The organism is Bacteroidales bacterium, assembly GCA_035647615.1.
Taxonomy (GTDB): domain Bacteria; phylum Bacteroidota; class Bacteroidia; order Bacteroidales; family 4484-276; genus SABY01.
Window position 1 is genome coordinate 56238 of sequence record DASRND010000003.1, and the last position, 14144, is coordinate 70381.

Genomic DNA, 14144 nt, shown 5'->3' on the forward strand with positions numbered 1-14144 from the left:
TATAAATTTATCTTTTCAATAGTATCCATATAAACTGCGCCTCTCCTTTTGGATGATGTTAATATTCCATTAATTTAGCTGCCCAAAATATTTTAACTAAGTTACCACTTTTTATTAACACTTGCTTAACCTCTAAAACCAAATTTATTTTTTAACATTCAGGATTTGTCAAAATTAACCCGGCAGTAATGGGGATTCTGTCGTTTGCAGAGTTTGACAATGACTAAAAAAGGGGAAATCATGAATTTATTTTACAACTGGATTACCAGGGGGGTGATTTATGCCTTGGCGCTAGTAATATGCACTTCAACCACACTCAACGCACAAAATTATTCTCAGCCATCTGGTGAACTAACTCAAGAAGAGCCTGGGGTTACTATTAACAGAATCAGAATTCTTGATTCTTTACTGCAAAATTACAATACCAAAGCCCCGTTTGTTTATCCTCCGGGATGGGACGTGCCGGTAAACACCGGAAATATTACCGGTGTGTACGTGGCACGTGAGGCCAAACCCAGCATCAACGGGATTCCGCTGAAGCAAAACGATGCTATAGGCGGCTTTTTCATCAATGACCAGGGCGAGTACCAGTGTGCCGGAGCCATTTATTGGCCTGACACTTCCGGGATAGTTTTTTCAATATTTGGCGACGATCCGCAAACACCTGTCAAAGAAGGTTTCGCATGGGGTGAAACCATTCACTACAAGTTGTTTTCCTATGATCTTATGGCTGAATTCGATGTGGACGAAATTCAACTTAGTCCCGATTATTTGATGATTAATAAATGGTATCCACTTAGCCTGATCGGAATCGTAAAGATGAATTGTTATGAGGACATAATCGTTCGCGCCACAGCTGACAAGGAGTTTTTTTGCAATCAGGGTACAGCATTGCTGGATGCTGAAATCATCACCGGATTCGGGAACATCACTTATAGCTGGACCTCTGACCCTCCCGGTTTTTCCTCCTCACTAAAGAGTCCATCAGCAAACGTTACCGAAAATACTGTTTTTAAGGTTCGGGCTTCTATGGGCAATGCTACCGCAAGCAGTATTATCCCCATCTGCATAAACCATTCATCCATGGTAGATGCCGGGATGGATATAGAGGTATGCGGTATCGATAGAATTTTGCTCGCACCATTAGCTCAGAATGTTTCCGAAGTTCAATGGGCAACATCCGGTGATGGCACTTTTGAAAATAGTAACGCAGCCAATACTTTTTATTTTTTTGGTGGAGGTGATCTGAATAATAGTGGAGTAACTCTCAATATCTCCGGCCTGCCATTGGCGCCTTGCACTGCTGTTGCTACAGATCAGATGGAGATAACACTTTTCCCGTCTCCTCAGGTTACAATCCCTCAAGGACTTTTCACCTGCCAGGAAATCCCTGTTGATATTGAAGCAACAGCGACTAATGTTTCGGGACTTTTGTGGCAAACGGATGGTAACGGAACTTTTAGCAATCCTACCTCACTTGTTACAACCTACACTAATGGCACATACGGAAATATGCATTCCTCTGTCCGGCTTACGCTTACCGGTTACGGACAGTCGCCTTGTGATGCTACTTTTGTTGACGAAACTTACCTCCAGATTAATAAACCTGCAGTATGCTTTGCTGGAGTCGGTGCAACCATTTGTGCCAACGAAACCTACACCACCTGTGCTACCGCTTCTTATCAAAATACCGTAAAGTGGTCTACCAGCGGTGACGGCACCTTTTCTGACGACACCCAATTAATTACCACCTATACCCCCGGACCTAATGACAAAATCACAGGCAAACCACGTCTAACCTTGTGCGTTACCTCTATTGCTCCGTGCACAGGATCCAAATACTCGAGGATGGATCTTTGGATTAAACCCGAACCGACAGTAAATGCTATCGATGATTTTGCCATCATCAACACTGATATAATTCCGCTTAATGCCACTGCTTCTTCCTATTCATCTTTACAATGGTCAACTTCAGGCGATGGAACTTTTGCCGAGGCTCAGCAAGCTGCTACAAATTATTATCCGGGACCGGATGATATCGAGATTGGTACCGTCATTCTCGGTTTACAGGCCAACCCGCTGGCACCCTGCGCCACACCAGCACAAGATGAACTAATGGTTAGTCTTGTAGAAGGTGCTAAAGCCAATGCAGGCCCGGATTTAACGATCTGTGGTGCCACCACGGTAACTTTACAAGGCAGTGCCTCCAATTACGTTTCAGTGCTTTGGTCTACCTCGGGCGATGGCACCTTTTCCAACGCCAATCAACTGACAACGCAATACACCCCCGGAACTGACGACGAAGCGTCCGGTGAGGTAGTACTAACACTCACACCCTTTGGTGAGCCACCTTTTGTAAACGGAAATCCTGATCACAAGACCGTGACTATCCTCCAACCTGCAGTTGTGAATAAGATTATTGCGCTGACGGCAGTTTGTCAAACACAAGCAATAAATCTCTCGGCTACAGCCTCACATTATGCTTCTCTGATGTGGACATCCTCCGGCAACGGGGCCTTTAACAACACTTCAATAATAAACCCGCAATATACTCCAGGAACGGTGGACATAGCCAATGGCAGCGTGGTGATTACCGTTACGGCAGCTTCGGTTGCGCCTTGTTCGGGCAATGCCACGAAGAGTAAAACGATACAGATAAAACATGCGCCTGTGGCAAATGCAGGAAACGACGTCACCGTTTGCCAGGGAACGCAAGTTCCGGTTAACGGAACTGCCCAGCACAATGGTAGTATCCTTTGGACGACAACAGGAGACGGCGTTTTTGCAAACCCGCAACAATTAGCAACCAGCTATATTCCCGGAAACGGCGATGTGCAGTCAGGAACCGTAACGTTTACACTAACAGCAGCAGCCATACAACCATGTACAGTTTCTGCAGCAGATCAGCTTGTGGCTAAAATATTCAAAAATCCGGTTTGCAATGCAGGTATCGATATTGTTTCCTGCGAAAGAGAGCCCATTGCGATAAGCGGCACCGCAACCAACTATAATTCTTTGGTTTGGGAAACCACCGGTAGCGGCACTTTTGCAAACAAATATGCAAAGAACACAACTTATCATCCCTCCGATCAAGATGTAACAAATGGCGGCGTCACACTTACACTAAAAGCGCTGCCCATGACGCCTTGCCAGATAACCGCTGAGGATAGCAAGCTGATCACTTTATCGGTTTCGCCAATCGTTGTTGCTGGCAACAATATCATCGTTTGCGAACAACAAAGTGTGCAGCTTAACGGAACAGCTACCAACGCCCAATCCGTTATTTGGAGTTCGGATGGAAATGGCGTTTTCGCTAATGCATCATCCTTATCAACCACCTATACACCCGGTAACCTTGACATTACGAATGGCAAGGCGGTGCTTCACTTAACTGCAATTTCCGGAAATGCTTGCAACAATGTAACCGGTTCCCTCACTGTTTCCATTATTAAAAATCCTGTGGTGAATGCCGGCAACGACGGACAAGTGGCTCTCGGCAGCAGCTTTAAAACCAATGAAGCATCAGCAATACATACCAACAGCACGCTGTGGACAACACCTAATGGCGATGGTATCATTCAAAATGCAAATGCTATTAAGGCAACATACGTTCCGGTGGAAGCTGACTATTATGCCGGTGTTGTTACCCTTATTCTTACAGCAGCACCTATCAATCCCTGTATTACATCTGTTTCTGATGAAATAAATCTCATCGTTACTTCCGGATGTGAAGACGCCACAGCTGTTGCCGGAGCAGATATGGAAATCTGCTACTATCCAAATACACCCATAACTCTGGCGGCAGCGACAGCACAAAATCACGCATCGCTGCTTTGGACTACGCAAGGTGACGGCACTTTTAGCAATGCCACTCAGCTGCATCCAAACTATACACCCGGAAATGGAGATGCCCAAAATGGCTTTGTAATTTTAAATCTTTTGGCCAGGGGCACAGGCGTTTGCAATGATGCCACAGATCAAATAAAAATCGTCCTTATCCAACCTGCTACGGTGGATGCAGGAATTGACGCTACAATTTGTGTCAATCAATCATTTAATACAAACGGAGCGGCCTCCAATACCGAAGCCCTTCAATGGACAACCTCCGGAGATGGCAGCTTTGCCATTCCCAATCAATTAAAAACAACATATTTACCGGGCACAGCCGATAGAGTTGCCGGTCAGGTTCAATTATGCCTCAGTGCCGAAGGCCTTCAGAGCTGCCCCGCCGTTTCTGATTGCATGACCCTACACTTTCAACCATTGCCAACGATTTTTGCGGGATCGGATTTAACACTCATCGTCGGTGATCTTTATAATACAAATGTGGCTCAGGCCTATAATTTTTCATCATTATTATGGAGTACTTCCGGCGACGGCACCTTTACGAATCCTTTGAAATTGTCGACCATCTACACGCCCGGACAAATGGATTGTCAAAACATGGTTGTAACGCTTACGCTGACGGCCTACTCAAAAAGCCCTTGCATGGGTAGTATTCAGGATGATTTGGTGATCACTTTCGTGAATGGATGCGAAGACGCCACGGTTGATGTTGGTCCCGACAGAACAGTATGCGAATCGGCCAATGTTGACTTGGGAGGAGTTGTGCAAAACCAGACTTCAGTGCTCTGGAATACCAATGGCGATGGAACCTTCGATGCTTCCGCAAATATTGATGCTACTTATTTCCCCGGCACAGCCGACCTCGCTAATGGCAATGTTCAGCTTTGTCTTACAGCTTTTGCTAATGGCGAATGCAACGACGCCACCGACTACTTAAACATCACCTTTGGGAAGGCTCCGATTGCAAATGCCGGTCCTGATATTTCGACATGTAAAACCAATGCTTTCGTAAAGCTAAATGGTCAGGCACAAAACAACGAGTCGTTTCAGTGGATAACGCTGGGAACGGGCTATTTTGTTCCGCCGACAAGTAGCACCCCCAAATACTTCTTTAGTGGCCTGGACAAAGAAGTGGGCGAAGTACAGTTGATCTTTGCAGTCACTAATGCTGCATGCGGTACCGCCGCTGACACAATGACCATAACCCTCCTCAACCCACCGCTCGTTTCCGCCGGCGCCGATGCTACCATTTGCGCAAGCCAGCCCTTTACAAATAATGATGCTACCGCAACGGATTTTTCGGCACTGCTCTGGAGTACCAATGGCGATGGTACTTTTGATGATGCCTCGATGCTTCATGCTACCTACACTGCAGGTACTATCGACGCGGCTGCCGGCACAGTAACACTAACGCTGGCGGCTGACGGCCAGTCAGATTGCCAGCAGGCACAAAGCAGCCACACGCTTACGCTGATTCCTTCGGCTTACGCCAATGCAGGCGAAGATCGCACCATCTGCGAAACGGGAACTGTGAGCCTTACAGGCCAGGCTGCCAATTATGAAAGCTTATTGTGGGAAACCACCGGCGACGGCACCTTTGCTAACGCTGCTGCTTTGAACACTATCTATTTCCCGGGAGCCGGTGATCTTACTCTCAGGTACTTGGAAATTAGCCTCACGGCTTACGCTGCAGGCAATTGCGGAGACGATTTCAGCGAATTACAAATTAACATCTTACCTGCGCCCTTCACCAATGCCGGCAACAACCAGCAAATTTGTGCAGGTGAGCAGGTGCAATTATCGGCCACAGCCGCCAATTACGACGGTTTGTTATGGAGCACCAATGGCGACGGGATTTTCAGCAATCCGTCGGCGCTTAGCGCAATGTACACACCCGGCGCTACCGACTTATCCTCCGGAGGCGTCACTTTGTGCCTCACTGCTGTGGGTACCGAACCCTGCGGCGAAGTGATGGATTGTTTAGAAATCGACATCATAGCGCTCCCCACAGTAAATGCCGGAGCCGATGCCACGCTTTGCCAAAACAAAACATTGCTGCTCACGGGCAACGCTGCAAATTATAGCTCACTACAGTGGACAACAGCAGGCGATGGTACATTTACCAATACATCCGGAGCCAACGCTCAATATTATCCGGGAAATGGGGATATTTCAGCCGGAAATGTGGTGATATGCCTGAATGCTCAGGGACTGTCAGGGTGTGGAATTGCTAACGATTGTATGGTGCTCACCCTGCAAAAGAACCCGGTGGTTTTTGCCGGCAACGATGCCACCATCGATCAGGGCAGCAGCTTTCAAACCCTTCAGGCTAATGCCCAGAACTACTCCTGGTTAGAATGGAGCACTTCGGGAAGCGGAACTTTTGCTAACCCGCTGCAGGCAGTCACTACCTACACTCCGTCGCAGGCCGATTGCCAAAACCAGCCGGTGACACTTACCCTTACTGCATTACCCAAAAACCCATGTACCGCGTCTGTAAGCGATGCGCTTTTGTTAACCATCAACATCCTGGATCTTATGGCAGATGCGGGGGATGATGCTGTGATTTGTTCAGGCCAGAATTTGCAACTTGCAGCTCAGGCCATCAACTACAGCACACTGCAATGGAGCACCAGCGGCAACGGAACTTTTGACGATGCTACAGCTCTGAATCCTATTTATATCCCATGTTCATCTGATGCTTTCAACGGACCGATAACACTGTGCCTGAAAGCTTTTGGCAACGATGCCGGTCAAAGCATCACCGATTGCCTTACGCTTACCTTTCAGCACCTGCCCATAGCGTTTGCCGGATCGGATAACACGGTTCCCATCGACGAAGGCTGCCCCCTTCATGAGTCTTTTGCTGAAAATTATGAAACCATTCAATGGTACACTTCCAACGGAATGGGAATGTTCGACAAAGAAAATATTTTGCATCCTACCTACTATGCCTCACCCATGGACATTACGCAAAGCGAAATATTCCTATACATGGCTGTTTCGCCAATGAGCCCATGTGAGATTGGTGACGAAGACATGGTAGCTGTGAAATTTGTAAACGGTTATGCCAACGCAACGGCCTATGCCGGAGCCGACATGCACCTCTGCAAGGGCCTCGAAACTGAGGAGGTTTCCCTTACAGAAGCGGTAGCTGAAAACTTTAGCAGCATCCTGTGGAGTACCGGCGGCACTGGAACTTTCAATTATGATCACATCAGCCGCCCCCAATATTATCCTTCAGAACAGGATCTCGCCAATGGATCGGTAACCCTAACCATGTCGGTAGCAGCTTTCGGTACCTATGCCCCTGCCACCGATCAGATTGTACTTTATTTTGATGAAATGCCTCAAGTTTGGGCAGGAAACGACATGACGGTGTGCAGCACGGATAATCTGCAGCTTTATGGCACAGCAAGTAATTACGCATCACTTACCTGGACCACCACAGGCGATGGCGTATTTGTAAATGGCAATACACCGCAGGCCACTTATTATCCGGGACCCGGAGATGTAATAGTTCCCAGCGTTACGCTATGTCTGGAAGCCGAAGGCTATGGCGAATGTTTTTCGGCCAGCGACTGCATGACGGTAACCTTTGTGCCAGTTCCGGGAGTTAGTGCCGGGATTGATGCAGCAGTATGTGCCGGCAGTTCACATTTGCTCCAGGGTACAGCATCAAACTTTGCAAGTGTACTATGGACCACTGCAGGCGACGGCAACTTTGATAATGCCACGCTGTTGCAGGCGAAATACACTCCCGGAGCAGCCGATATACTTTCCGGCAGCGTTAAGCTGTGCCTTACTGCACAAGGATTGATGGGATGCCCCGAAAACACAAGTTGCATGACTATCACAATACAACGAAACCCGATAGCTAATGCCGGTCAGGATGCAGTAGCTATTACCGGCCAGCAATATCTCATCAACGACGCCACCGCACAATTTCATTCAGCAGTACAGTGGATCACAAGCGGGGATGGTATCTTTGGGAATGCCGGTGAGCTAAACACCACCTACACGCCGTCAGCATTTGACGAGCAGCAACAGCAAGTAACGCTCACGCTCCAGGCAGCTCCGATAAATCCTTGCACCGTTGCAGCGAGCGACGAGAAGCAGCTTACCATTACACCCGATTGCCAGGATGCTATTGCTGATGCCGGCACTGATCTCACCGTTTGTTATGGCGGCGCCATAGCGCTTAGCGCAACAGCTCAAAACCATACCGGAGTAGAGTGGAATACCAATGGCGATGGAACCTTCGATGCTTCCGCAAATATTGATGCTACTTATTTCCCCGGCACCGCCGACCTCGTTAATGGAAATGTTCAGCTTTGCCTCACCGCTTTCGCTAATGGCGAATGCAACGACGCCACTGATTGCATAGAAATTACCTTTGGCACCGTTCCCATTGTAAATGCCGGTGAGGATGTCACCATTTGTACTACAGAAGATTTTATTCAACTGGAGGGTATTGTTATTAACGGTGATAATTATCAATGGATTTCCACCGGACAGGGATATTTCGATCCGACCAATCAACTTGTGACGAAATATATCTTCAGCAGGTACGATAAAATTGATGGGTATGTAGATTTGATTCTGGCGGCCACTAAAAGCCCTTGCCCAACGGTGTATGATACCTTACACGTTACTTTCAATCCCGATCCTATTGTTTATGCCGGGGAAGATGCTACCATTTGTGGCAACGATGAATACCTAATTTTTGAAGCTTTTGCTGCCGAATACCAAAGCCTGGAATGGACGACTTCGGGTGATGGCACTTTTGAAGATGCAACCGCACTCAATACAATTTATTATCCAGGGTCGGGTGATATTGACGCCGAAACCATTGAGCTGCAACTGATCGCATATCCTCTGGAGGGATGCGCTCCAGATGCAAGTTCGTTTATGCTTACGCTAATTCCGTCGGCTTACGCCAATGCTGGAAGCGATCTTACCATTTGTGAAACGGAAATTGCCAGTCTTTTTGGTCAGGCTTCCGGATATGAAAGCCTGCTGTGGGAAACCAGCGGCGACGGAATCTTTGGCAATGCTGCTGCACTCAACACCACTTATTTGCCGGGAGCCGGAGATCTTACGCTCGGTCAGGTAGAAATCAGCCTCACCGCATTCTCATCAGGGAATTGCGGCGACGCTGTCAGCGATATGCTGATTACAATCTTACCTGTACCCACCGCCAATGCAGGCAATAGCCAGCATATTTGTGCGGGCGACCAGGTGCAGTTGTCGGCCACTGCTGCCAATTATGCCAGCCTGTCGTGGAGTACCAGCGGCGACGGCGTATTCAGTAATCCTTCGGCGCTTAGCGCAATGTACACACCCGGTGAAACTGATCTGCAGAATGGATTTGCAGAGTTGTGTCTGACCGCGGTTTCAGCTGCTGCCTGTGTTGATGCTTATTCCTGTATCGAAATTGTTATCGAAAGCAGCCCGGTTGCTAACGCAGGTGCTAATGCTGTGATTTGTCAAAACCAAAATTATCAGCTATCAGCTAATGCAGAAAACCACAGCAGCATCGCATGGAGCACCCTGGGCGACGGGTCGTTTGATAATGCAGCTTCACCCGCTGCCATTTACACGCCGGGAGCTGCAGACATCAGCCAAGGAAGCGCAGTGCTGATACTTACAGCTTTCGCTGATGGCGTATGTGCCGATGCAACAGATGAAATGTTGCTTACCATTCAACTCTTGCCTGTGATTAATGCCGGAACGGATTTCACCATCTGCGAAAGCAACTTTGCGCAATTGAATGCCACGGGAACAAATTACAGCAGCATATTGTGGATAACCATAGGCGATGGAACTTTTGATGATGCCGCACTGCCACAAGCTATTTATTTTCCGGGTGTAAATGATGTTTCAAATGGCTTTGCCAATCTCACCATCACCGCGCAGGGAATTTTACCTTGTACACAAAGCACCGACGATTTGCACATTACACTGCAACCTGTTCCGGAAGTAGCTGCAATGGAAAATGCTTCCATCTGTCCGGATCAAAGCATAACTGTTGAAGGTTTTGTTACTCATTATCAATCGGTATTTTGGAGCACTACAGGCGATGGAACTTTTGCAACGCCACAGACGCTCACTTCGGTATATTTTCCGGGTACCAACGACATAGAAACAGGAGGCGCTCAATTATGCCTTACCGCCATAGGACTTTATGATTGCGGTAACGCACAAGCCTGCATGCAGCTAACCATTATCAGCCTGCCGGAAGTAACAGCCGGCAACGATGTTACGATTTGCAACACCGGTATCGTGGAGCTTTCGGCACAAGCCAATAACTATGAAACGCTGCAATGGATGTCGGATGGCGACGGAACCTTCAGTGCCAGCACGGCACTCCTCGGCACCTATGCTCCCAGCGCTAATGATATTGCTGTCGGAAGTGTAAAACTCTGCCTCAATGCTTTTGCAGCAAATGGTTGTGGTCAATCGCAGGATTGCCTGATCGTTACTCTGGAAGCTCCGCCGACGGCTGATGCGGGAATTGATCAGACACTTTGCGTGAATCAAAATGCAACTGTTTCGGGCGTAGTCACAAACGTAACGTCAGTGCTTTGGTCGACCAGCGGAGACGGTACTTTTGGAAATTCATCTGCTCTTACCACAATCTATTATCCGGGTGCAGCAGATTATGTAAATTTAAGTGTGGAACTGTGCCTTACAGCAAATGGTAATGGCATTTGCGATCCGGTGAGTGATTGTGTTGAAATGACTTTCCAGCCCGGCCCAACAGCTTTTGCCGGAAATGATGTAACGTTGTGTGCCAATCAAAATGTACCACTACAGGCAGCTGCCACCGAATACTCATCCGTATTTTGGAGTACCAGTGGGACGGGTAGTTTTAGTAATCCACAGATATTGAACCCCACTTATTTCCCAAGCCAGGCTGATAAAAATAATGGTTTCGTTCAGCTAACTATCAGAGCAAATGGAGCCAACGGATGCGGCTACGTCACGGATGCCGTCGCAGTTACGTTTGTTCCGGTACCTGTAGCCAATGCCGGTGCTGATGCAACTACCTGCCAAACTACTCCTTATCTTTTGAATGGATCAGCACAAAATACCATCTCCATGCAATGGGCTACCAATGGGGATGGTACTTTTGATAACCCTGCATCAGCTGTTACCGCTTACACTCCGGGTACCAACGATGTTGTGGTTGGTTATGTAAATCTTTGCCTGCAAGCCATTGGTCAGTCGCCATGTGGTGCTGTAAACGATTGCATGAAACTCACCATCATGAAATCGCCCACCGTAAATCCGGGTGCAGATATCGTGAGTTGTGGCGGAAATCAGGTTTCGCTGCAGGGGCAGGCTGCCAACCAGCAGGCGGTGCTGTGGAGCACCAATGGAGATGGTACCTTTGCCAATACCGGCGCTTTATCTTCTAAATATTTCCCCGGCACTGCCGACATCAGCAATGGCGGTGCTGAACTTTGTCTCACAGCTTTTGGAAAAGCAAATTGCGACGCGGTTTCTGAGTGTCTTACCCTTTCCATTGTTGACATTCCGGTAGCTTATGCCGGCGTGGATGCAACCATTGAGCAGGGAGATAGCTACCAGCTGCAGGATGCCTCCGCCGAAAATTACAGCCAGATCATCTGGCATACTTCCGGAAACGGTGTGTTTACCGATGTAAATGATCTCAACACCATTTATACGCCAAGTAATTATGATTTTGGGCAAGACGGCGTAATGCTGACGCTCGAAGCTGAACCGGAAAATCCATGCAACGTGTCGGCAACTGATGAAATGATGTTGACAATTGAGAGAACTGGATGTATCGATGCCGAAGCTGATGCAGGCGCCGATTTGACGATTTGCACAGGCCAAAGCATTGAAATGGAAAATGCAGAGATATACTTTGCTGAATCTGTTCTGTGGAAAACCTCTGGTGATGGTACCTTCGATAACGCCACCCTGCAACATCCTGACTATTTCCCGGGACCAACTGACGATGCTGTCGGAAAAGTTACACTTAGCGTAAATGCTTTTGCAGTTCCTCCATGCCAGGATGCTACCGATTTTCTGGAGCTGACCATTCTGCAAAACGCTGTTGCTTATGCCGGTGGTAGCAATACCATCCCGGAAGGCATGCCGTATGAAATCACAGATGCCTGGGCTGAAAACGCTTCGATGATTTTGTGGTACACTACCAACGGAATGGGCACGTTCCTAAACAGTACTTCCGTAAATGCTGGCTACTTTCCGTCGTCCTTCGATTATTATCAGGACACCATTCATTTGATCATGGCTGTTGCCTCAATTAATCCATGCATTCTTGAAGATACCGATGAGATGGCTCTCTCCTTTTCAGAGACCGGAGAGGATGCCCAGGTTGATGCAGGTGCAAACGTCATCATCTGTGGAAACGATAGCATTGTTGCCTTATCGGGTTCTGCAACCTATTACAACACTTTGCAATGGACTACCAGCGGCGATGGTACCTTTAATCATCCCAATTCTGCTAAGGGTAGCTATAATTTAGGTGCTGCCGACCAGGAAGCTGATGAAATTACACTCTATCTTCAGGCCAGTGCTTTTGACGAATATGCCTGTGCTATCGACAGCCTGACGATAACAAAGCTTGCTGGTCCGCTGGCAGAAGCTGGTTCGGATAAAACCGTATGCGAGGGATGTGTAATTGAAACCTCCCTGGCTTACGCCGAAAATTATGCAAGCCTACTCTGGACTACCAGCGGCGACGGGACTTTTGATGATGCCTCTGCTCTCATAACGATGTATTCGCCTGGCGCCAGCGATGCGGCAAATGGTGAAGCTAAACTAACGCTTACCGCTTTTGCTCTGGCACCGTGTACAAATCCAGTTAGCAGCAGCTTTGTACTCACCATTGATCCATTGCCAACTTTCCTTATTAATCTTACCGATACCTATGTAGTCATTGGCGAAAGAATCATATTTAATGTGGAAGTTGAGTATGCAACAAGATACCAATGGTATGGCCCGGATGGAATGAAAGATGGCAGTGGATTGCCGAAGTTGCTTATTGATCAGGCTGTCGCCGAGGACGAGGGGTATTATTATTGTGAAGTTAGCAATGCTTGTGGAACCATCTGCAGTAACGTGGTTTATCTGGAAGTATATGAACAACAAACAGTAATGGTTCCGGCGGGTTGGAGCGGAATATCGTCCTGGATCGTTCCGGGCAACCCCGACATCGAAGCGATCTTTGCTCCTTATCAGGATGACCTCATCCTGGCACGGAACTATAGCGGGATGTATTATCCGCAAGTAAACGTTAATACCTTGAATTTGTGGAACACACAAACCGGGTATACGGTGAAATTTGTTAATGACGTGACCTTTAAGCTGGCGGGTAATAACAACACCAATCGCACTATCGAAATGTTTGCAGGATGGAATTACCTTCCTGTGATCAGCAGCTGTCCCGTGGATATCGCTACTTTGTTTGCTGATTTTGATACACAAATTCAGGTGATAAAAGAGATCGCCGGGACAGGTGTATATTGGCCGTCATTTGGCATCAACACCATTGGTGAGTTGCAATCGGGTCGTGCTTACGAAATTAGAGCACTCCAACCTTTCAGTATGACCTTTGCCGATTGTGACGGATTAAAATCGTCAGTCGGAGCAGCACATCTGCAACCCACATATGACACCCCCTGGAACGATGTCAACTATTCGCCGGCCTCGCACAGCATTGCCATCCACGACGATCTGGCTGCCATGCTTCAGCCTGGCGATATCCTGGGCGCATTTACTGCTTCCGGAATTTGTGCCGGAGCGCATCAAATGAGTGATTTTGGAAATGCCATCGTTCTTTTCGGCGATGATGCGCTCACTAACGCAACAGATGGTTTTACCGAAAATGAAATCATCCGGTTTGAAGTGGTTCGTCCATCAACCGGTGAGCAATTCGCTTTGGAAATTTCCTACGATCAGGCGTATGCCTGCCACAACGGAAGGTTCGTTTCGGGAGGCGTGTCGGCTATCCACAAAGCTTCGGCAACGGCTATCCTTACGCCCGATGATGCTAAGCCAATTTCTGTTTATCCCAACCCGGCGTCAGGAGTAGTGTTTGTTTCGGGTGTAAAAAGTGATATGCAGATAGAACTTCGAAACGTCAACGGACAGGTGCTGCAAACCATCCCATGCCAATCGGCCATAGGTGGTAATGATCGTGTGGCTGTTGATGTATCATCTTTTGCTTCCGGGGTTATTTACATGCGTATTTACAACGAAACGCACGTAATCCATCGCAAGCTGATTGTGAACTAATTCTT

At 47.8% G+C, this 14144-nt stretch carries 1 protein-coding gene; it reads left to right on the top strand.

The features are described from left to right. Positions 1-240 precede the first annotated feature (240 nt). On the top strand, positions 241-14139 hold the full coding sequence (locus tag VFC92_00945) for a T9SS type A sorting domain-containing protein (GenBank protein ID HZK06742.1): 13899 nt from the start codon (positions 241-243) through the stop codon (positions 14137-14139). The last annotated feature ends 5 nt before the right edge of the window (positions 14140-14144 follow it).

Excerpts from the sequence above, each read along its gene's own strand:
- VFC92_00945 (HZK06742.1), top strand. The coding sequence starts at position 241 with ATGAATTTATTTTACAACTGGATTACCAGGGGGGTGATTTATGCCTTG.